We start from the raw sequence: 21950 nt of genomic DNA, 5'->3' as shown, positions 1-21950 counted from the left end.
GCGGATGGTGGCGGCACGCTTCCAGCCGACCAGAGCCCGTGCCCCCGACGACGCCCACGCCCCGCCAACGCCTGCGCACGACCTATCGCGCCCATCCCGTCCGCGTCGTACTGGCTGTCCTGGCGCTCGCACTCGTGGTGCTGCTCCTGTTGTGGGACTGGAACTGGTTCAAGGGTCCGGTCGAGCGCGTGGTGCAGGCCAAGACCGGCCGCGTGTTCCAGATCGGCGGCGATCTCGATGTCGACCTCGGCCGCGTCACCACAGTCCGCGCGGATGCGCTGAAGTTCGCCAACGCGCCGTGGTCGAAGGATCCGACGATGGCCTCGGCCGACCGGCTCGAACTGCAGATCGAAGTGTGGCCGCTGTTGCGGGGCCGGACGCGGATCCCCGAGATCCGCCTGACGCGTCCGGTCTTGCAGCTGGAGACCGATCCGGACGGCGGTCCCGGCAACTGGGCGATCGATCTCGGCGGCTCCGACGGTGGCGAGCCGATGCAGTTGCGCCGGCTGTGGATCGACGACGGCCGGTTCCGCTTTCTCGACACGCCGGGCGGCACCGACATCCAGGTCGTACTCGCCAGCCAGGCCGCGCGCGACGCCGACGCGGCGCCGCCGATCGGGGTGTCCGGGGGCGGTACCTGGTCGCGCAACCGTTTCACGCTCGAAGGCACGGCCGCCTCGCCGCTCGAGCTGCAGGACACCGACGCGCCCTATCGCATCGACCTGCGCGCACGCGCCGGCGCGACCCGTGCCCATGCTCGCGGCACGCTGGTCGATCCGCTGCAGCTGCGCGATTTCGACCTGCAGTTCGCGCTGTCGGGGCAGAACCTCGACCACCTGTTCCCGCTGGTCGGCGTCGCCCTGCCCGACACGCCGCCCTACGCGCTCGACGGTCGCCTGACGCGCGACAGGCAGACCTGGCATTACGACGGCTTCACCGGCAAGGTCGGCCAGAGCGATCTGGGCGGGGACGCGGCGATCACCACGGGCGGCGAGCGACCGTTCCTCAAGGCGGACCTGGTGTCCGAGCGGCTGGATTTCGATGATCTCGCCGGCTTTCTCGGCGGTACCCCGGAACCCGAGGCGGGCGAGGCGCTGGATCCGGAGCTGGTCGCGCGCGCCGCGGAACTGGATGCCAAGGGCAAGGTGATCCCCGACACGCCCTACGAACTCGGCAAGCTGCGCGCGATGGACGCCGACGTGCGCCTGCGCGCGCAGCGCATCAATGCCCCCTCGCTGCCGATCGACGACATGGATGCGCATCTGGTGCTCGACGCCGGCATGCTGCGCCTCGACCCCCTGAACTTCGGCGTCGCGGACGGCGACATCCGCTCGACGATCCGCATGGATGCGCGCGAAGACACGATCCAGACACGGCTGCAGGCCACGGTCCGCCGCGTCGAACTGGGCGGCCTGTTCCCCGACAGCGAACTCACCAACCAGGCCGTCGGCCGCATCAGCGGCAGTTTCAACATCGTCGGCACCGGCAATTCGATCGCGGCGATGCTGGGCACCGCCGATGGCGACATCGCGGTCGGCATGGGCGCGGGGCGCGTCAGCAACCTGCTGGTCGAGCTTGCGGGGCTGGATGTCTACGAGAGCCTGAAATACCTGATAGGCGAGGACAAGCAGATTCCCGTGCATTGCGCCTTCGCCGATTTCGGCGTCGAGCGTGGCGTCATGGATGCGCGCGCGCTGGCGTTCGACACCAGCGACACGATCATCGTCGGCACCGGCCAGGTGAGCCTGCGCGACGAAACGCTGGACCTCGAACTGCGGCCGCGCCCGAAGGACCGCAGCATCTTCGCCCTGCGCTCGCCGCTGGTCATCGGTGGCACCTTCACGGCGCCGAGCTTCCGTCCGGACTTCAAGCGCCTCGGCCTGCGCGGCGCGCTCGCCGTGGCGCTGGGTTCGATCGCGCCGCCGGCGGCGCTGCTGGCCACGCTGGAACTGGGCGGCGGAGAAGACAGCCGCTGCGGGGGCGACTACGCGAAATAGTCGACTCGACAGCGCAGGCTGCCGACGGCATTTGCGTGGGAGACACCTGGAAACGGGGCGCGGGTCGCATCGCAGGCCTGATGCCGGAATGCCGTCGCGCGGCCCCTCATTCGGTGCGCGAGAGCGTGCATGACGGGGCCCGAGCGCATCGCATGTGCGAAGCTCGCGCCAGAGGAGCGGCGCCTGTACGCGTTCAACGCCGGCGTTTCGTGGATCGTTTGGCGGGCCCGCTGGGTCTCGTTTCAGCCGCGTCCAGCGCCCACGGCATCGGACTCGTTCGCGACACGCTGGAAACCGGAACGCCCGACTTCATCAGCCGTGGCGATCGGCGCGGCCCCATCCGTGGCCGGCACCCAGTCGCGGACCAGATACAGCGGCCGCTGCTTCGATTCCTCGTACAGTCGACCGAGGTATTCGCCGATGACGCCGAGCGCGACCAGTTGCACCCCGCCGAGGAACAGGATCACCGACATCATCGTGGGCCAGCCGGCGACCGGATCCCCGAAGGCCAATGCCTTGCCGACGATCCACAGCGCGAACCCGAACGCCGCGCAGGCGGTGACGACGCCGACATAGGTCGCCAGCCGCAGCGGCGCCGTCGAAAAGCTGGTGACGCCGTCGATCGCGAAATTCCACAGTCGCCAGAACCCGAACTTCGTCGTCCCCGCGAGCCGGGCCTCGCGCTGGTAGGGCACCGCGACGCGATTGAACCCGACCCAGCCGAACAGGCCCTTCATGAATCGATGCCGCTCGCGCAGCTGGCGCAGCGCCGCCAGCGCGCGCGGCGACAGCAAGCGGTAATCGCCGGTATCGGCCGGCACCGGAGTCTTCGCCAGTCGCTGGATGACGCGATAGAAGACATGCGCCGTGGCCTTCTTGGTCCAGCCTTCGCCGTCCCGGCTGACGCGCGTGCCGTGGACATCGTCGTAGCCCGCGCGCCATTTCGCGACGAACTCGGGGATCAGCTCCGGCGGATCCTGCCCGTCGGCATCGAGAATCATCGCCGCCCCGTGCTCGATGGCATCCAGGCCCGCGGTCAACGCCGCTTCCTTGCCGAAATTGCGTGACAGGCGCAGCAGCGCGACCCGCGGATCGGCCGCGGCCAGTGCCTGCAGCAGCGGCCAGGTTCCGTCGCCGCTGCCGTCGTCGACATAGAGCACGCGCGTTTCGACCCCGTCCGCCGCCAGCGCGGTCATCACCGTCGCGATCCGCGGATGCAGATGCGGCAGGGACTGGGCTTCGTCGAAGGCCGCGACGAGGATGGTCAGCCGCGCCCGGTCATCCGGCGCAGCCGGGCACTCGATGCTCACTCCAGCGCCTCCACGTAACCGGGGCCGCCGATCTGGCGCGCATTGCGTTCGATCCAGCGCGCGCGGCGCTGCACGTAGGGGCCAGGCTTCGCCGCGTCGTAGCGACGCGGGTTCGGCAGCACGGCTCCCAACCGCGCGCTCTGGGCATTGGTCAGTTGCGACGCGTCCCGGCCGAAGTGGCGCTTCGCCGCCGCCTGGGCGCCGTAGATGCCGTCTCCGAACTCGGCGATATTGACGTAGACCTCGAGGATCCGGGTCTTGGGCCACAACAGTTCGATCAGCAGCGTGTACCAGGCTTCGAGCCCCTTGCGTACCCAGCTGCGGCCGCTCCACAGGAACAGGTTCTTCGCGGTCTGCTGGCTGATCGTGCTCGCGCCGCGTACCGACCCGCCCTGCGCGTTGTGCGCGCGCGCGCGTTCGATCGCATCGAGGTCGAAGCCGCGGTGGCGGGCGAAGTTCTGGTCCTCGGCGGCGATCACCGCGACCGGCAGGCTCGGCGCGATCTGGTTCAGATCGCGCCACTGGTAGTACAGCTCGAACCCGGCTTCGGACCCCGCCCACGCTTCGATCTGGCGAAGCGCCATCACGGTCGAGAACGGCGGATCGATGACGCGCAGGGCCAGCACCTGCAGCACCGTGATCAGCACGAGGACGAGCGGCAACCACAGCAGACGCCGCAGCCAGCGGCGCCGTCGCGGGCGCGACGACTCATCCATCGGCCCGGCCCGACGTCTTGCGGGAGGTCGGACGCGCCCCCATGGTGGTGCCACGCAATGCTTTCATGGCGTCACTGTATCGGCGGACTTCTGCGCCGCCAATCGCCGCCACACTCCTCGCCCCTCTTCGAGCCCCCATGACCGATCCCACTCCGCCCGACAGCGACCGCCTGACCCGCTTCCTGCTCCAGAACGCCGGCGTGCGTGGCGTGCGCGTCCATCTGCGTGAGACCTGGCAGCACATCAATGGACGCGGCCCGTATCCGGCCCAGATCCAGGAACTGCTCGGCGAAGCGAGTGCCGCGGCGGCGCTGTTCACCGGCCACGCGAAGGTCGATGGGCGGCTGTCGGTCCAGCTGCGCGCGTCCGGCCCGCTGCGGACCCTGTTCGCCGAATGCACGGCCGCCGGCACGATCCGCGGCATCGCGCGCTACGACGAGGACGACGCCCCGACGATGTCGCGCGACCTGCGCGCACTCGGTGACGACGCGGTGCTGGCGCTGACCATCGAGAATCCCTCGAAGGGGCGCGACCCGATGCGCTACCAGGGTTTGGTGTCGCTGGCCTCGGAGTCGCTGTCGGGTGCGTTCGAGGATTACTTCCGCCAGTCGGAACAGCTGCCCACGCGCGTGCTGCTGGTGGCGGACGGCACGCATGCCGCGGGCCTGATGCTGCAGAAGTTGCCCGGCGATGAAGGCGACGACGACGGTTGGAACCGCGCCGGCATCCTGTTTGACACGTTGTCGACGAGCGAGTTGCTCGAATGGCCCGCCGAGACCCTGCTGGCGCGTCTGTTTCCGGACGATGCACCGCAGGTGCTGGGGGAGAAGCCGCTGTCTTTCGCCTGTTCGTGCTCGCGTGAACGCGTGGAAGGCATGCTGCTCTCGCTGGGCGCCGAGGAGGCGCGCGCTGCGGTCATCGACGGGGAGGCCAGGATCATTTGCGAGTTCTGTGGACAGTCCTACCGGTTCACACCGGCGGAGATCGAGACGCTTCTCTCGCTTCCGTCCACCCCGCTCGATGCGCCGGAGCGCCTGCAATAGGGCCATCCGGACGTTGCGCCAGGATTGTTAAATAAACATAAATGCCCTAGAGTCGATTTCCGGGAAAGTGGGGAACTTCCCTTCGGACCATCAGGTCAACGTTAAGACCATGTCATTTCGTCTCACTCGACTGTTGGCGGCCTGCACTCTCGCTCTCGCAGCGGCAACGGGCGCGCACGCGCAGGAAAAGCGCGGTGGGCAGACGTTTCTGCCGGTGCTCGATTCCAACAGCGGCAAGGTCGAGGCATTTCTCCTGCTGGAACCGGCCGCTGCCAACCAGTCGGGCGCCCGCTGGCGCTTCGGCGACAACCGCCTCGATGCCGCATTCGGCCTCGAGTCCGGAAGCTCGCTGGCGCTGTGGTGCAGCCCGGGCAGCAGCTTCAACGGCGCGGTCAGCAATCTGGCCCGCAACTGCCAGCTCGCGGCGCTCGGTGACAACGCGCCGGGCAACCGTCGCGCGGCCGCGTCCGCCGCCTTCAGCCGTCCGGGCGGTGGCGTCGGCATGACACTCGGCGAAAGCCGCGAGTCGCTGCCGGCGTGGTTGAGTCCGTCTCGCGCCGCCTCTGCCGGCGATGTCGACGTGCACGACCTGACCGTCTTCGCCCGCAAGGAAATCGGGGACGACGCCTACGTGTCGCTCGCCGGTACCGTAGCCAAGGCCACACTGATCCCGTCGGCCAGCGCGCCTGCGGATCTCAGCGACCAGTGGACCAGCCGCAGCGTCACCCTCGGTGGCGGCTATCGTCGCCTGAGCGTCGACATCGTCGGCCAGGTGGTCGACACCCCGGGTCTGCCGAAATGGGAAGGCCTCGGCCTCGGCGTCAGCTGGCGCACTCCATGGAGCGGCCAGCTCACGGTCGGCGCCGACAACGTGATCACCCGCGGGAAAAACCCGTTCTCGAAGATGACCGACACGCCCGATGATGACGGTGCCGTGCCTTATATCCGGTACCAGCAGGATCTTTGAGGTCGACTTGAGGCTGTGAAGCCCTCGAGTTCGCGTTCGCGTAGGCGGGAAATCGCCACAGCTCGCCGATGCGTGAAACATCGCGGTTAGCGATTTTGTCGCGTCACTGGCTGCTCACCCGGCAATCGCGTGTCTTGCAACGCTTGCCCCCCGTGTGTGCAGTGCTGACCATCTCCGAAGCGCGTTCGCTGTAAACGACGCGGGCGTAAGCGGTCAGGTCACCAGTCGTTGCCTTCTGCGAGATGGTCTCGCTGGTGTCGCGGCGTGGGACTAAGACGCAAGCGCATCGTAGCGATAACAACCTCCTTCCTGGCCCCTACGGATCGTTCACTCTTGTGAACACGATTCCGCCTTAACGACACTTTAATTTCTTTCTCGATCGGTCTAGTATCGACCCGACCTTGCCGAATTTGGCGATCAATTTGATCCAGTCGGCCGGTTCTTATGGGGTAATCCCGAGACTCACTTGGAGAGAGAGACGATGACGTTCAAGACCACCAAACTGCGCGACGCGATCACGTTCGCGCTCGTTGTAGGTGCCACCAGTGCGGCAGGCACGGGTGCCGCATTTGCCCAGAGCGAACAGGAAGCGACCACGCTTGACCGTATCGAGGTGACAGGCTCGCGCATCCGTTCTGTGGATGCTGAATCTTCGCAGCCCGTGCTCGTGTTGGATCGTGCTGCAATCGAAAAGCAGGGTCTGACCTCGGTTGCAGAAGTGCTGCAGCGCATCTCGGCCAACGGCTCCAACATCAATCGCACGTTCAACAACGGCGGCGATGGTTCGTCCACCGTCTCGCTGCGTAACCTGGGGGCCTCGCGTACCCTGGTACTCGTCGATGGACGTCGATGGGTCCAGGGATTGGGCGGCTCGGTCGACCTCAACACCATCCCATCGGCGATGATCGAGCGCATCGAAGTACTGAAAGACGGCGCTTCCTCGATCTATGGCTCTGATGCCATCGCGGGCGTTGTCAACATCATCACCCGTAGCGACTACGAGGGCGCAGAAGCGCGCGTTTACTACGGTCAGTTCAGTGAAGGCGACGGCGAGCGCGCTGCGGTCGAAGCGACGTTGGGCACCGGCAGCGAGCGCAGCAATGTCGTCATCAGCCTGTCTCGGGTTGAAGAAAAGGCGGTGAGTGCCGGTGACCGTGAGATTTCCCGCGTCCCGTCTTTCCGGCGCGACCCGGTAGGCTTCAGCGGTTTCAGCAGCAACGGTCGCATCTGGAACAACGGCGTGGATCCAGACAACGTCGGCGGCGCCGGAAGCAATTCCATCGTGGTTCGTCCGGGTGCCCCCGGAACGGGTCCGAGCGACGATCCGCGCTACGCTCTGGGTGCGTTCCAGCCGTTCGACGCGGGCCAGGATGCGTATAACTTCGCGGCCGACAACTATTTGTTGACTCCGCAGACGCGCACGTCGCTGTACATGAAGGGCCGGCACGAGATCACCGACAATCTGAGCTTTGTCGCGGACGCGCTGTACAACGAGCGCCGCTCTGAGCAGCAGCTGGCCGGTTTCCCGCTCAACGGTGGTGTCAGCAACAACGACTTCATGAGTGGCGACAGCTACTACAACCCCTACAACACCTTGTATGGCGGGGACGGCCGTGACGTCGCGTGGAGCCATCGCCTGACCGAGCAGGACCGCGTCTATCAGCAGAATGTCAAGACGTTCCACGTCTATGCGGGCATCGAAGGCAACTTCGAATTCGCAGATCGGTTCTTCAACTGGGACATGGGTTACAACTTCAACAAGTCCGATCAGGAAGACGCGCAGATCGGTGACGTGAACGTCCTGAACGTGCGTGCCGGCGTCGGCCCGTCCGAACTCCGCGACGGACAGGTCGTCTGCGTCGACGCGCCCGGTGGGAACATTATCGACGGTTGCGTTCCGTTCAATCCGCTGTCGCCGGCTGGCGGCGTGACTCAGGAAATGCTTGACTACCTGCTGTTCACGGCGCAAGACGCGTTCCAGGGCCGCAGCGAGTCGTTCACCGCCAACCTCAGCGGCGAGATCGTTGAACTGCCGGGTGGCATGATGGGTTTTGCAGCGGGTGTCGAATCCCGTAAGGAAAGTGGCTTCGATCGTCCGGACGCATTCGTCGCTGCCGGCTTCACGTCGGGCAACTCCCGTCAGCCGACCTCGGGAGCCTACGACCTCGACGAAATTTACGCCGAACTGTTGATCCCGGTGCTTGCTGATGTGACTGGCGCCGATCTCCTCGAGTTCAGTCTGGCGTCGCGTTACTCCGACTACAGCAACTTCGGCGATACCACCAACAGCAAGGCCGGCTTCAAGTGGAAGCCTGTTGAATCGCTGCTGGTGCGCGGCAACTGGGCGGAGGGCTTCCGCGCTCCGCCGATTTCGACACTCTTCGGCGGCCAAAGCGATTCTTTCATCAGCTTCGGTGACATCTGCTCGGAAGACTTCTCCGGCCGGACCGCAGTCATTGCGGCTAATTGCGCGGCGGCGGGAGCGCCTGACGGCTTCATCCAGCAGACCAATGCGGGCTTCGGATACGACGGCCAGACGCTCTATCCGTTCCAGGTCGGCGGCAACCCCGATGTGGGCCCCGAGGAATCGGTCAGCAAGACTTTGGGTTTGGTATTCAGCCCCTCCTTCATCGACGGACTGAATCTGTCTTTGGACTGGTGGAGCATCGAGATCGAGAACGCGATCACCACGCTTCCCACGGCGTTTATTGTCGAGCAGTGCTATGCCGCGGGTGATCAGGCCCTCTGCGACCTGATCACGCGTCGCACTGAAGATTTCCAGATCGGCAATATCGCTTTGACCCCGCAGAATCTCAGCGTGGTCAACGTAGAAGGTTACGATTTCAACGTCAGCTATCGCATGCCGGAAACGGATTACGGCAGCTTCGGGATCAGCGTCGACACCTCGTATGTGTCCAAGTATGAGCAGCAGACCACTGCCGCCTCGGAAGTCGAGCAGTTCACGGGCCGTTACCTGGACCGCGATCCGTACTGGCGCCTGCGTGGCAACGTGTCGCTCGACTGGCAGTTGGGTGACTTCGGCGCCACGTTCAGCAGCCGCTATTTCTCCAGCCTGACTGAGCCCTGTGCGTTCGGGCCTTCCGTGTGCTCGGATCCCGATCGCCGGATCGCGACCGGTCCCGCGCCTCGCAACAAGCTCGGCGCAACGACCTATCACGACGCACAGGTGCGCTATAACCTGCCTTGGAACGGCACGGTCAAGGCGGGTGTGACCAACCTCTTACACGACGTTCGCTAACTCGTTCGATCCGCAGTACGACGTCCCGGGTCGCTTCATGTACATGGAGTACGTGCAGCGCTTCTGATGTTGCTAGTGTGAAATGCCACTACGGCCCCGCAAGGGGCCGTAGTTTTTTGTAGGTGATGAGCCGCCGCCCTGCGTTGAATCCGACGCGTACCGCAAACGTCGGATGCGTGGATCAGCGCGCGTTCTCATATTGATCTTCGAGGCGACAAGCTCTTTCCCACTCACAGATGCGATGGCCGAACGCGGCACATGGTTGTCGCGATGTGCAGACTCTTCGAGACTCCTCGACCGCATGGCACGAGTAGTGGTGAGAGCACGCAAAGCTCGGGAATTTCGCCGATCGACAGTGCCATAGATGGCCATCCGCCCTTCCGCACCCACGAATCCGACGGACAGACTTCCTTAGGCCGCGTTCGTCATGCGCGCGTACGTAAGAATCAGACCGGCACCAGCGTCTGCGCCAGATGCTCGACGTAGGCGTCGAATTCTTCCTGCTGCATCCGTGCCTGTTGCAGCTGCAGATTGAGCTGCAGGAAGCCGACGTAAGCGGTATAGGTCAGCCGCGCGCGGTGCTGGGCGGCCTCGCGGCCGAGTCCGGCCTGGCGGAACGAGGCGGTGAGATAGTCGAGACGTCGCTTCGACACGCGCTCGATGACCGGCTGCACGGTCGCGTGGTCCTGCGCCTTCAGCAGCGCGCTGTAGATCACGTGCGATTTGTACTCGTGGGCCACGACCTGGAACAGCGCCCGCAGGCGTTCGCGGGGATCGGGCATCTTCTCCAGGGCGCCGAACAGGGCCTCCTGCTCCACGCTCTCCCAGCGCTCCAGCGCAGCCTGCAGGAGGGCGTCGCGCGACGGGAAATGCCAGTAGAAACTGCCCTTGGTCACGCCCAGGCGACGCGCCAGCGGTTCGACGGCGACGGCCTGCACGCCGGACTCGGCGATCAGGTCGAGGGCGGCCTGGGCCCAGTCCTCGGCACTGAGGCGGGCCTGGCGCACGGCGGGAACGGCGGTCTTGGGCGCCGCCGCGGCGCGCTTGGGAACGGCATTGGTCATCGCGACAGTCTAGCCATACGCCCGCCGGGGCGACAGGTTCGACGTGTCCGACACGTGGCCTCGGGCAGCATTGACATCGACCGGGACGGCCACCATACTCGACCGTACGGTCAGGCTGCGGGACCTCCTGCATGCCGACCGGCCTGCCTGTCGGCGCGCCGGTCACCGTTCTACTGCCATGCCGACTGTCGGAGCTGATCATGAGCGTCGCGATTCCGTTTCTCGCGTTTCTGCTGGCGGGCGCATTCGCCGCCTACCATCGCCTGCGTCTCGCCTACTGGGCGGCGCTGACCGTCACCCTGCTGGTCGCCTGCTGGCTGCTGGGCGCCAACGGCACCGCGACCCTGATCGCAGCGCTGCTCGTCGCCGCGATCGCGGTGCCGCTGCTGATCGCACCGGTCCGCAAGTCGCTGGTCACCGCGCCGCTGCTGACGTTTTTCCGCAAGGTGCTGCCGCCGCTGTCGCAGACCGAGCGCATCGCGCTGGAAACCGGCTCGGTCGGCTTTGAAGGCGAGCTGTTCACCGGCGATCCGGACTGGAACAAGCTGCTCGACCAGCCGAAGCCGACCCTGACGGCCGAAGAGCAGGCCTTCCTCGACGGACCGGTCGAAGCGCTGTGCCGCATGACCAACGACTGGGAGATCACCCACGTCCACGCGGATCTGCCGCCCGAGCTGTGGGATTACATCAAGCGCAACAAGTTCTTCGGGATGATCGTGCCGAAGTCGTACGGCGGCCTGGGCTTCTCCGCGCTGGCGCACCACAAGGTCATCCAGAAGCTGTCGTCGGTCTCGAGCGTGGTCAGCTCGACCGTCGGCGTGCCCAACTCGCTCGGCCCGGGCGAGCTGCTGAACCACTACGGCACACAGGAGCAGAAGGACTACTACCTGCCGCGCCTGGCCGTCGGCGAGGAAGTCCCGTGCTTCGGCCTGACCGGCCCGTTCGCCGGCTCCGACGCCACGTCGATTCCCGACTACGGCATCGTCTGCAAGGGCGAGTGGAACGGCGCCAACGTGCTCGGCATCCGCCTCACGTTCGACAAGCGCTACATCACGCTGGCGCCGGTCGCGACGCTGATCGGCCTGGCCTTCCGCATGTACGACCCCGACCAGCTGCTCGGCGACAAGGAAGACATCGGCATCACCCTGGCGCTGCTGCCGCGCGAGACGCCCGGCGTCGACGTCGGCCGCCGTCATTTCCCGCTGAATTCGCCGTTCCAGAACGGCCCGATCCACGGCCGCGACGTCTTCATTCCGCTGAGCCAGCTGGTCGGCGGGCCCGAGATGGCCGGCAAGGGCTGGAACATGCTCAACGAGTGCCTGGCGATCGGCCGTTCGATCACCCTGCCCTCCACCGCCAGCGGCGGCGCCAAGTACGGCGCGGTCGTCACCGGTGCGTATGCGCGCATCCGCAAGCAGTTCGGCCTGTCGGTCGGTCGCTTCGAAGGCGTCGAGGAAGCGCTGGCACGCATCGGCGGCAAGGCCTACGCGATCAGCGCGCTGTCGCAGGCCACCGCGGCGGCGGTCGATCGTGGCGACGTGCCCTCGGTGCCGTCGGCGATCGCCAAGTACCACTGCACCTCGATGAGCCGCGAAGTCATCAGCGACGTCATGGACGTCATCGGCGGCAAGGGCATCATCCTCGGCCCGAAGAACTTCGCCGGCCGCAGCTGGCAGGCGGCGCCGATCGCGATCACGGTCGAGGGCGCGAACATCATGACGCGCAGCCTGCTGATCTTCGGACAGGGCGCGATCCTGTGCCATCCGTGGGTCATGAAGGAAATGAAGGCGGCGCAGGATCCGGACACGCAGCGCGGGCTCGAGGACTTCGACCGCAGCCTGTTCGGCCACATCGGCTTCGCCATCTCCAATGCGGTGCGGTCGATCTGGTTCGGCATCACCGGCGCCAAGATCGGTGCGGCACCCGGCGACGCCTACACCCGTCGTTACTTCCGCAAGCTGGACCGTTACTCCGCCAATCTCGCGCTCATGGCGGACGTGTCGATGCTGATGCTCGGCGGCAAGCTGAAGTTCAAGGAATCGCTGTCGGGTCGCCTGGGCGACGTGCTGAGCCACATCTACATGACCAGTGCGATGCTCAAGCGCTACCACGACGAAGGCGCGCCGCAGGCCGACCAGCCGCTGCTCGCGTGGGCCTTCCACGACAGCGTGCACAAGATCGAACTCGCGCTGTCGGCGGCGCTGCGCAACTTCCCCATCCGCCCGGTCGGCTGGCTGATGTGGGCGTTGATCTTCCCGTGGGGCCGTCGCGCCGAAGCGCCCGGCGACCGTCTGGGCCATCGCGTCGCGGCGCTGCTGATGGCGCCGAACGAAGCCCGTGCGCGCCTGGGCGACGGCGTGTTCCTGACGCCGTGCGAGAACAATCCGGGTGGCCGCATCGACAGCTACCTGGCGAAGGCGATCGCCGCCGAACCGGTGGAGCGCAAGTTCCTCAAGGCGATGAAGAGCAAGGGCATCGAGGCGCTGGATTACGACGCCCAGCTCGAGGAAGCGATGCGCGAAGGCCACATCACGGCCGAAGAGCACGCCCAGCTGGTGGAGCTGCGCGCGATCACGCTCGACGCGATCACGGTCGACGATTTCGACACCGAAGCGCTGCGCTCGGCAGGCTACCGTGCGCCGGCGCAGCAGAGCGGCGAGTCGCGCGAAGCGGCCTGACGCCAGTGGCGACGTGACACCGGCAACGGCGGGCCAGTCCCGCCGTTGTCGTGTCCGCAGTGGAGTACACCATGACCGCGCCGCTGCTGTCGTTTCGCAACCGGATGATCCGCTGGCCGGGCGGCGCCTGGCTGTTCGGCGTCCTCGTCTGTCGCAAGGCGCCGTACTTCGCCAGCATCGCGCCGCGCATCACCGCGCTGCGCGCGGGCCATGGCGAGGCGACGATGCGCCACCGCCGCGCGGTGACCAACCACATCGGCACGGTGCATGCGATCGCCCTGTGCAACCTCGCCGAACTGATCGGCGGCCTGACCACCGACGTCAACATTCCCGCGTCGATGCGCTGGATTCCGAAGGGCATGACGGTCGAGTACCTGGCCAAGGCCACCGGCACCCTGCACGCCACCGCGACCCCTGCGTTCGCACCGACCGTTGCGGAGACGGGCTATGCGCTGCCGGTGTGCGTGGTGATCCGCAACGACGCGGGCGAAGCGGTGTTCCGCGCGGAGATCGCGATGTGGGTGTCGCCGCGGGGCGCGCGTCCCGGATGACCGTGGACGCGCCCGGCGTCGACTGGCTGATCGTCGCCTGCGGCGTGCACAGCGCGGCGTTCGCGCTGTTCCATCTCGCGTTCTGGCGGCTCTTCGACTGGCCGCGCAGCCTGGCCGCGACCACGCGGCCCAATCGCGCGATCGTGCAGATCGCGAATGCGCAGCTGGTGTGGGTGTTCGGCGCGGTTGCCCTGCTCTGCTTCGTGATGCCGGCCGAGCTCGCCGCTACGCGGCTGGGGCAGGTCGTGCTCGCAGGCATGGCGGGCTTCTGGTGGCTGCGGCTTGTGCTCCAGTTCGTCTGGCTGCGCGTCCACCATCCGCGGGTGCACATGTTGAGCGCGGCGTTCCTGGTCGGCGCGATGCTGTTCACCGCGGCCGTGGTGGGCTGAGCTCCGGCGGTGAGCGCACCCCGCGCGATGGCGCGCCGCTTGAAGGCCCATCGCGCGCAAGCGCGCGTCTACAGACGCAGCGTCAGGCGCTGCGTGCGTGCCAGGCAGCCAGCACCTCGGCCTCGCGTTGCGGCGTCAGCCCCGCCTTCGGCGCAGCGCGGCGGTCGGCCGGCTGGGCGCGCCACCAGGCCAGCGTGTCGCGCACCGTGTCGTCGATCGGGCGATGGGTGAGCCCGGCGGCCTGCGCGCGATCGACGCGGGTCCGGCCGAAGCCGGCGTACTCGCCCTCCGGCGCGATCCACACCGGCATGTCCGACCACGCCTCGACGCCCTGCGCGTCGAGGAACTCCGCAGGCAGCCAGGTCAGGCGCGCATCCGGCGCGCCGCCCGTGGCCTTCGCTTGACGCACGCAGCTCTCGAGCAACCGTCCCATGTCGAGCGTGCCGGGCGCCGAGTCCGCGTTGAACACGCCGGTCGCGTCCTGTTCGATCAGCTGCAGCAGGAACGCGGCGAGATCGCGGACGTCGATGCACTGGGTCGGATCGTCCGGTGCGCCGGGCGCCGCGATCTCGCCGCCGCGGTCCGCGCGAGCGGGCCACCAGGTAAAACGGTCCGTGCTGTCGCCGGGGCCGACGATCAGCCCCGGTCGCACGACCGACGTGCGGTCCGGCAAGGCGCGTTGCGCGGCGCGCTCGCAGGCGGCCTTGAGCCCGCCGTAGGTCGCTCCGGTGATCGTGCGCGTGGTGGGGTCGTCCAGCGTCGCCAGCGGACTGTCCTCGTCATTGACGATGTCGTTGCGGGCATAGACCGAGATCGACGAGATGAGCTGGTAGTGCCCCACGCGGTCCGCCAGCAGCGACGCGCTGCGCGCGACGTCGTCGGGAAAGTACGCCGAGGTGTCAAGCACGGCGTCCCAGCGGCGGTCGCCTTCGAGCGCGGCGAGGTCGTCCTTGCGGTCGCCGCGCAGTTGCTCGATACCGGCCAGCGGGGTGCCGTCGAAGCGCGCCGGATTGCTGCGGCCGCGGTTGAACAGGGTCAGCGTGTGCCCGCGTGCATGCGCGCATTCGACGAAGTGCGGACCGAGGAAACCGGTGCCGCCGAGGACCAGGAGTTTCAGCGGACGCGTAGCGCGCCCGATCGATGCGAAGACGGCGGCCGGCAGCGCGGCGAACGTCGCCGCGGTCAGGCTGTGGGCGAGGAACTCACGACGGCTTGCCATGACTGTGCTCCGGAGGCCGGGCAGGTGCCGGCTGTTCCGGCAGCCTGCGCTCGGCACGGATCACCCGCCATGCGCCGAAGGTCATGCCCAGCGCGATGCCGATGCCGGCCACGAACACCAGCTGCGACCCCAGCACCGCCAGCGCCTTGTGCACCCAGACGAAGGTCACGTCACCGCCGCGGTACACCGCGGTGTCGATGACCGCCTTGGCCTTGTAGCGCGATTCGCGGTTGACCCGGGTGTAGAGCGTCTCGCGCGCCGGCTTGGCCAGGGAGAACTCGCTGGCGCGGGTCATCACCTGCACCGTCGCGATCAGCAGCGGCAGCGGCGAGGCGGACAGCAGCGAGAAACCGATCAGGATCGCCACTGCCGGCAGCAGCAGCAACGGTGCCACGCCGTAGCGGCGCAGCAGCCAGCGCGTCAGCAGCAGCTGCACCAGGATCGTCAGGCTCGCGACCGCCCAGTCGATGATCGAGTAGTAGCGCGTCGCGGCCTCGGCGGTCGGGTAGTACTGCCGGACGATCGCGGCCTGCTCGTTGTAGAGCAGCGTGCCGACGCCGACGCCGAAGAACATCAACATCGCCAGACCGCGCAGCAGCGGATCGGCAGCGATAAGTTTCAGGCCGGCCCAGATCGAGCCGCCGATCGCCTGCTCGCCCTGCTCGGCGCGCGCCGCCTCTTTGCGCCGCGCCCAGCTGCGCAGCTTGAGGATGCACAGCAGGCACACGCACAGGAACCCGACCGACACCAGCGTCAGGTTCGCCACGCCGATCCGGCCGACCAGCATCGTCGTGATGAACGGCCCGACGAAGGCGCCGATCGTGCCGCCCGCGCCGATGTAGCCGTAGTAGCGCTTGGCGTGTTCGTTGTCGAACACGTCGGCCATGAAGCTCCAGAACACGGTCACCGCGAACAGGTTGAAGACCGCGATCCAGACGAAGAACAGGGCGCCGCGGCCCGACAGGTCGGTGTCGAACGCCCAGCGGAAGCCCAGCAGGCAGACGATGAAGACCAGATACACCACCGGCAGGAAGACCCGGCGCGGAAAGCGCGAGACCAGCGCGCCGTACAGCGGCTGCAGCAGCAGCATCACCACGAACGTGGCGCTGAAGAGCGCCTGCAGGGTGAAGTCGCCGAGCGCGATGCCCCGCGCCGAAGCCCAGTCGAGCAGGAAGGTCGGAAACACCGCCGACGCATCCGACGACGCACCCATCGCATCGCGCACCGGGCGCAGCACGTAGTAGCCGCACAGCAGGCTGAAGAAATACAGCAGCGCCCACCACAGCGGCGGCGACGCACCGAGCGCGTCCCGGAACTGGCCGAGCGCGCGGCGCGGTCTCGCGCCGGAAGCCTGTTGCGTCATGGGCCACACGAAGGCGGGCGGGATCGACGCGCACGGTAGCCGATGCCCGTCATTCCCGCCACCGCGCGGCCGGCGACGCGCCTATGCTCTATGTCCCGTCCGACCCGGTCCCGCGATGCCCGCCTCTCCCGCTCCCGTCTACGACTACGTCATCGTCGGCGCCGGTTCCGCCGGCTGCGTCCTCGCGCATCGCCTGAGCGAGGATCCGGACGTGCGCGTGCTGCTGCTCGAAGCCGGCCCGCGCGACCGCCATCCCTTCATCCACATGCCGGCGGGTCTGGCGAAGCTGGTCCGGCGCCGCGACATCAACTGGAACTACGACACCGCGCCCGAACCGCAGCTCGACAACCGCACGCTGTGGTGGCCACGCGGCAAGGTGCTGGGCGGCTCGAGCTCGATCAACGCGATGTGCTACACGCGCGGCGTTCCCCGGGATTACGACGACTGGGCCACCGCCGGCGCCACGGGCTGGGGCTGGCAGGACGTGCTGCCCTACTTCAAACGCAGCGAGGGCAATACGCGCGGCGGCGATGCCCTGCACGGCGCCGACGGGCCACTGACGGTGTCGGACCTGCGCCACGTCAACCCGCTGTCCCAGCGCTTCGTCGAGGCCGGCCGGCAGGCGGGCTTCGCGGTCAACGACGACTTCAATGGTCCGGACCAGCTCGGCGTCGGCCTGTACCAGGTCACCCAGCGCGACGGCGCGCGATGCTCGGCCGCGGTGGCTTACCTCGATCCGGCGCGGCCGCGTCCCAACCTCACCGTGCAGACCGGCGCGCTGGCGAGCCGGGTCACCTTCGAACACGGCCGTGCGACCGGCGTCGTCTATGCGACGGCGCGCGGCGCGTTCCACCAGCCGGCGACGCGCGAGGTGCTGCTGTGCGGAGGCGCGATCAATTCCCCGCAGCTGTTGCTGCTGTCGGGCATCGGCGCGGCCGACGATCTCCGCCGCCAGCGCATCGGCGTGGTCCACGACCTGCCCGGCGTCGGCCGCAACCTGCAGGACCATCTCGACATCTGCACGCTGCGCCAGTCGACCCAGCGCATCAGCTACGACCGCGTCAGCGATGCCGCCGTCGCCTGGCGGTACTACCTGCAGGGACGCAGGGGCCCCGGCACCAGCAACCTGGCCGAGGCTGGCGGCTTCGTGCGCTCGCCGCTGGCGACCGACGCGCGCGCCGACATCCAGTTCCATTTCGTGCCCGCGCTGCTCGACGATCACGGCCGGCGCCGCCTGCCGGGCGATGGCTACACCCTGCACGCCTGCTTCCTGCGCCCGCACAGCCGCGGCCGGATCACCCTGGTCAGCAACCGCGTCAGCGATGCGCCGCGGATCGAAGCCAACTATCTCGGCGACGACGCGGGGATCGACTTCGCCCGCATGGTCGAGTGCGCCCGGCTCTCGCGCGACGTCCTCGCGCAGCCCGCCTTCGACGACGTCCGCGGCGCGGCCATCCAACCGGAGGCGGACAATCTGTCGCCCCAGGAGATCGCACGCTTCGTCCGCGCGCGCGCCGAATCGGTCTACCACCCGGCCGGCAGTTGCCGCATGGGCACCGATGCGCTGTCGGTCGTGGATCCGCAGCTGCGCGTGCATGGCGTCGAGGGCCTGCGCGTCGTCGATGCGTCGGTCATGCCCGCGCTGCCCGGCGGCAATACGAATGCACCGGTGACGATGATCGCCGAGCGTGCGGCGGACCTGATTCGCGGGCGGCGCTGATCCGCCGTCCCGGAGACTCCGCAGTCAGGCGGGCGACAGCACGCCGCGACGCGTGACCAGCCACACGCCGAGCGTCGCCAGTGCGAAGCCGGCGAGCTTCCACGCGGTCAGGTGTTCGTCGAGTACCCAGACGCCGAAGACCGCGGTCACCGGCGGCATCAGGAAGAACAGGGCCGCGACGCGCGTCGCCGCACCGCGACGGATCAGCACGTACAGCAGGGCGAAGCCGCCGATCGAATTGACCAGCACGGTCCACAGCATCGGCTGGTAGAAGCCGGCCGCATGTTCGAAGCGGACACCTTCCAGCCACCACGCGCCGGGCAGCAGCACCAGCGTCGCCGCGGCGTTCTGCATCGCCAGGCCGGCGCGCAGATCCCCGCGCGACGCGAACCGCTTCTGGTACAGCGTGCCGAACGAGATCCCGAGCAGGCCCGCGATCAATGCGATCCACGCCGGCCACGTCGTCGTCCCGTCGATGCGGTCGGCGACCACCAGCGCTACGCCAGCCAGTCCGAGCAGCAGCCCGCCCCATTGCGACCATCGCAGCCGCTCCTGCGCGGTCGCGACCGACAGCGCCGCGACCAGCAGCGGCATCGTGCCGATGACCAGCGCCGCGACGCCCGCGCTCGCGCCCCAGTCGAACGCGAGATACACGCCGCCGAACTGCAGCGCGAGCATCAGCACGCCCGTCGCCGCGCTGTGCAGGCGCGCGCGGCGATCGCCCCAGTCGACCCGCGCCGCCAGCGCGAGCGCCGCGAACACCAGCGCCGCCAGTCCGAAGCGCCAGACCAGCGCGGTCAGCGGCGCCGCATGAGCGACCATCAGCTTGCCGGCGATGTAGCCCGTGCACCAGACGACGACGAACACGATGCCGAGCATCGCCCCGTTCGAGTTGGCAGATGGCGATGGCTCGCGCATGACGGAAGACCGCAGTGGGTTCACCGCATCGTCGCCGCGGGCGGCCGCGGTGTCACTGCGACATTCGGCGCAGCGGCATCAGGCGCGAGGCAACTGCTCCAGCGTCGGCGGCAGCGGGCAGTGCAGCACGCCGCAGATCGTGCGCAGCAGTTCCGATTCGGCCACGCTGACTTCGCCGTCGTGGCTGACCGCCGCGGTGATCGCCTCGACCATGACCTGCTTGGCCAGCGGGTCGAGCGCGTCGAGCGGCTCCCACACCGCATCGAGCGCCTGCACACCCGCGCGCGGCGGCGCAAACGGCACGTGGTCGCGCGGCAGCACGCGCTGCATGCCGGCGAGATAGGCGCGCTGCGCCGCCGCCGGATCGTCCGGGTTGCCGGCCTGGGCGACGACGGCCAGCAGCGTCGCGAACTCCTGCTTGACGTTGCCGGGCTTGCGCCGGCCGAACTGCGCATGCCGGCCGGGATCCAGCGACTCGCGCAGCTGCACGTCGAGCAGGCGGCCCAGACAGTATTCGAACAGCGACAGCCGGTCGTCGGCATGCGACACCGCGTGCACCGTGTCGAGGAAGGCGGCGAGATCCGGACGCGGGCGCCGGCGCAGCACCGGAAAGGCCATCGCGGCCAACGGTAGCCGCAGCATCGGATGCAGCGACGCGAGATGGATGTCGCGCAGATGCAGGGCCTCGGTCGCCGCGGCATTGCCGAGCCGCGCGGCGATCTCGAAACGCTGCTTCTCCAGCACCGCGGGCGCGGTATCGAGCAGCAGGCCGAGCAGCAGCGGCATCGCTGCCTCCCGGTGCGTGGCGACCGCGTGCAGGTCCTCGCCGATCGCCGAGACCAGCGCGTGTGCGCGCGTGTAATCGTCGTCGAGCGGACGCGCGACCTGCGACGCCACCATCGGCGGCGTCACCGCGAGCCGGCGGTCGGTTTGCGGCAGCGCATCGGTTGCGACCAGGCCGAGCTGCACGTCCTCCTGCAGACCATCGGGCGGCGACGCCAGCCACCGGGCCTGCAGGCGTTCGAGCTGCTCGGGACGGAAACCGGGCTCCAGCGCCTGGATGCGTTTGAGCAGCGGCGGATGCGTGGCGAACATCCCGCTGAGCCCGAGACCGTCGCCGAACAGCATGTGGCTGACTTCCTCGGCATCGTCGCGCTGGCTGAGCCGCGACCCGCCATCCACGCCGCCGATCTTCTTCAGCGCGCCGGCGAGCCCGGCGGTCTGGCGCGTGAACTGCACCGCCGACGCATCGGCCAGCACTTCGCGCGACCGGCTGACGCCGGCCTTGATCATGCGGCCGAAGAACAGGCCGAGCCCGCCGACGACGATCGCCGCCAGCGCCGCGCCGAGGATCGCCAGCGCCGCGCTGTTGCGCGAGCCGCGGCTGAAGAACAGGATCTTGCGACCAATCAGCCCGATCATCAGGATGCCGAACAGCACGCCCATCAGGCGGATGTTGAGGCGCATGTCGCCGTTGAGGATGTGGCTGAACTCGTGTGCGACCACGCCCTGCAGTTCGTCGCGGTTGAGCCGGTCGAGCGCGCCGCGCGTGACCGTGACGACGGCATCGGACGCCGAATACCCGGCGGCGAACGCGTTGATGCCGGCCTCGTGCTCGAGCACGTAGATCTTCGGCACCGGCACGCCGGAGGCGATCGCCATTTCCTCGACCACGTTGCGCAGCCGCCGCAGCGGCAGGTCGGTCGTGTCCTCGGGTACCGCGACGCCGCCGAGTTGCTGGGCGACCGGCTCGCCCCCGCTGCGCAGCGTCGAGATGCGGAACAGCGAGCCGATGCCGACGACGCCGATCGTGATCACCGACGCCGCCACCAGCAGGCCGGGCCGGAAGCCGACGAACAGCAGGATCGCGACGTTGACCGCCAGCACGATGCCGGCGACGGCGAGGGCGAACAGCACGACCAGCCGGGTCGTGTTGCGCCGCGCCTGGGCCTGGCGTTCGAAGAAGTTCATGCGCGCGTGACGGGCCGGGTCGATGGCGCCGCGTCGTGCACGCCGGTGTCGTCGCAAGGCGCCGTCACGGCATCGGCAGCGGCACACGAACCGTCGATGACGGCCCGATACCGGCGCGCGGGACGATCGCGCATGCGCACGCCCTCAGCGTCCGGCGCGGATCAGAACGAGACCTTCGGCGCTTCGCGGACCTCGGCCCGGTCGGCCGGAATGTCGAGCAGCGCCGCTTCCTTGAAGTTGAACATGCCGGCGACGACGCTCGAGGGAAAGACCTCGCGGCGGTTGTTGTAGGCCATGACCGAATCGTTGTAGGCCTGGCGCGCGAACGCGACCTTGTTCTCGGTGCTGGTCAGCTCTTCGGTGAGCTGCATCATGTTCTGGTTGGCCTTGAGGTCCGGGTAGGCCTCCGACACCGCCAGCAGACGCCCGAGCGCGCTGTTGAGCATGCCCTGCGATTCGGACAGCTGGGCCATCGCCGCGGGGTCGCCGGGATCGGCCTTCGCCGCCGACAGTCCCGCCTGCGCCAGGTTGCGCGCCTGGGTCACCGCTTCGAGCGTCTCGCGCTCGTGCGACATGTAGCCCTTGACCGCCTCGACCAGGTTCGGGATCAGGTCGAACCGGCGCTGCAGCTGCACGTCGATCTGGGCGAAGGCGTTTTTGAATGCGTTGCGTGCCGTGACCAGGCCGTTGTAGATGCCCACCGCCCACAGCCCGAACGCCACGACGATTCCCACAATTACCAGCAGGATCAGCAAGCTACCCATCAAAGCTCCTCTTGTTCATGC

Annotated in this window: 15 protein-coding genes and 1 pseudogene; 8 read left to right on the top strand and 8 right to left on the bottom strand. The window is 68.0% G+C overall.

Features of this window, described 5'->3' with window-relative positions:
- Nucleotides 1–38: 38 nt before the first annotated feature.
- Nucleotides 39–1997 (top strand): AsmA family protein, encoded by a 1959-nt coding sequence (locus CJ022_RS01370; protein WP_101924910.1) that lies wholly within the window; start codon nucleotides 39–41, stop codon nucleotides 1995–1997.
- A gap of 242 nt (nucleotides 1998–2239) precedes the next feature.
- Here the strand turns inward: CJ022_RS01370 and CJ022_RS01365 are convergent, their stop codons facing one another.
- Both CJ022_RS01365 and mtgA read right to left on the bottom strand, forming a co-directional pair.
- Nucleotides 2240–3307, bottom strand: coding sequence for a glycosyltransferase family 2 protein (locus tag CJ022_RS01365; RefSeq protein WP_233198542.1), 1068 nt, complete (start codon nucleotides 3305–3307; stop codon nucleotides 2240–2242).
- Entirely contained in the window at nucleotides 3304–4023 is a 720-nt protein-coding gene (mtgA, locus tag CJ022_RS01360; RefSeq protein ID WP_101924909.1) for a monofunctional biosynthetic peptidoglycan transglycosylase, read from the bottom strand. The genes CJ022_RS01365 and mtgA overlap by 4 nt, the downstream gene beginning before the upstream one ends.
- Nucleotides 4024–4160: 137 nt before the next feature.
- Between mtgA and hslO the strand changes: the two genes are divergently transcribed.
- The 3 genes and pseudogenes from hslO (at nucleotide 4161) to CJ022_RS01345 (ending at nucleotide 9359) form a co-directional block, all read left to right on the top strand.
- On the top strand, nucleotides 4161–5066 hold the full coding sequence (gene hslO / locus CJ022_RS01355) for an Hsp33 family molecular chaperone HslO (RefSeq protein ID WP_101924908.1): 906 nt from the start codon (nucleotides 4161–4163) through the stop codon (nucleotides 5064–5066).
- Between the two features lie 109 nt (nucleotides 5067–5175).
- Nucleotides 5176–6033: an XOO1806 family protein gene (locus CJ022_RS01350; protein ID WP_101924907.1), complete on the top strand. Its 858-nt coding sequence runs from the start codon at nucleotides 5176–5178 to the stop codon at nucleotides 6031–6033.
- Nucleotides 6034–6514: 481 nt separating this feature from the next.
- Nucleotides 6515–9359: pseudogene (locus tag CJ022_RS01345) on the top strand (TonB-dependent receptor domain-containing protein).
- Between the two features lie 379 nt (nucleotides 9360–9738).
- On the opposite strand, the gene CJ022_RS01340 reads toward CJ022_RS01345, so the two are convergent.
- Nucleotides 9739–10356: a TetR/AcrR family transcriptional regulator gene (locus CJ022_RS01340; protein WP_101924906.1), complete on the bottom strand. Its 618-nt coding sequence runs from the start codon at nucleotides 10354–10356 to the stop codon at nucleotides 9739–9741.
- Between the two features lie 200 nt (nucleotides 10357–10556).
- Here CJ022_RS01340 and CJ022_RS01335 point away from each other — a divergent pair, with 200 nt between their 5' ends.
- The 3 genes from CJ022_RS01335 to CJ022_RS01325 all read left to right on the top strand — a co-directional run bounded on the left by CJ022_RS01335 (nucleotide 10557) and on the right by CJ022_RS01325 (nucleotide 13974).
- Nucleotides 10557–13034, top strand: coding sequence for an acyl-CoA dehydrogenase (locus CJ022_RS01335; RefSeq protein WP_101924905.1), 2478 nt, complete (start codon nucleotides 10557–10559; stop codon nucleotides 13032–13034).
- 71 nt (nucleotides 13035–13105) lie between these two features.
- Nucleotides 13106–13585: a hotdog fold domain-containing protein gene (locus CJ022_RS01330; RefSeq protein WP_101924904.1), complete on the top strand. Its 480-nt coding sequence runs from the start codon at nucleotides 13106–13108 to the stop codon at nucleotides 13583–13585.
- Nucleotides 13582–13974, top strand: coding sequence for a hypothetical protein (locus tag CJ022_RS01325; protein ID WP_101924903.1), 393 nt, complete (start codon nucleotides 13582–13584; stop codon nucleotides 13972–13974). The genes CJ022_RS01330 and CJ022_RS01325 overlap by 4 nt, the downstream gene beginning before the upstream one ends.
- Before the next feature lie 82 nt (nucleotides 13975–14056).
- Here the strand turns inward: CJ022_RS01325 and CJ022_RS01320 are convergent, their stop codons facing one another.
- Together CJ022_RS01320 and CJ022_RS01315 are read right to left on the bottom strand one after the other, a co-directional pair.
- Nucleotides 14057–15193 carry an NAD-dependent epimerase/dehydratase family protein gene (locus tag CJ022_RS01320; RefSeq protein ID WP_143703851.1) on the bottom strand — a complete coding sequence of 379 codons (1137 nt, stop codon included), beginning with the start codon at nucleotides 15191–15193 and terminating at the stop codon, nucleotides 14057–14059.
- Nucleotides 15177–16556 (bottom strand): NTP/NDP exchange transporter, encoded by a 1380-nt coding sequence (locus CJ022_RS01315; protein ID WP_101924902.1) that lies wholly within the window; start codon nucleotides 16554–16556, stop codon nucleotides 15177–15179. Before CJ022_RS01315 ends, CJ022_RS01320 begins: the two co-directional genes overlap by 17 nt.
- A 115-nt stretch (nucleotides 16557–16671) precedes the next feature.
- Between CJ022_RS01315 and CJ022_RS01310 the strand changes: the two genes are divergently transcribed.
- Nucleotides 16672–18276: a GMC family oxidoreductase gene (locus CJ022_RS01310; protein WP_101924901.1), complete on the top strand. Its 1605-nt coding sequence runs from the start codon at nucleotides 16672–16674 to the stop codon at nucleotides 18274–18276.
- 24 nt (nucleotides 18277–18300) lie between these two features.
- Here CJ022_RS01310 and CJ022_RS01305 read toward each other — a convergent pair whose 3' ends face one another.
- The 3 genes from CJ022_RS01305 to CJ022_RS01295 form a co-directional block, all read right to left on the bottom strand.
- Entirely contained in the window at nucleotides 18301–19194 is an 894-nt protein-coding gene (locus CJ022_RS01305; RefSeq protein ID WP_101924900.1) for a DMT family transporter, read from the bottom strand.
- A gap of 78 nt (nucleotides 19195–19272) precedes the next feature.
- Nucleotides 19273–21165, bottom strand: a complete 1893-nt coding sequence (locus CJ022_RS01300; protein WP_101924899.1) for a M48 family metallopeptidase — start codon at nucleotides 21163–21165, stop codon at nucleotides 19273–19275.
- A 161-nt stretch (nucleotides 21166–21326) separates the two neighbouring features.
- Nucleotides 21327–21929: a LemA family protein gene (locus tag CJ022_RS01295; protein ID WP_101924898.1), complete on the bottom strand. Its 603-nt coding sequence runs from the start codon at nucleotides 21927–21929 to the stop codon at nucleotides 21327–21329.
- Between the last annotated feature and the right edge of the window lie 21 nt (nucleotides 21930–21950).

This window comes from Luteimonas rhizosphaerae, from assembly GCF_002849595.1.
Classification (GTDB): domain Bacteria; phylum Pseudomonadota; class Gammaproteobacteria; order Xanthomonadales; family Xanthomonadaceae; genus Luteimonas; species Luteimonas cellulosilyticus.
Note: the sequence above shows the minus strand (reverse complement) of the source record. Positions and strands in the feature narration are given on the sequence as shown.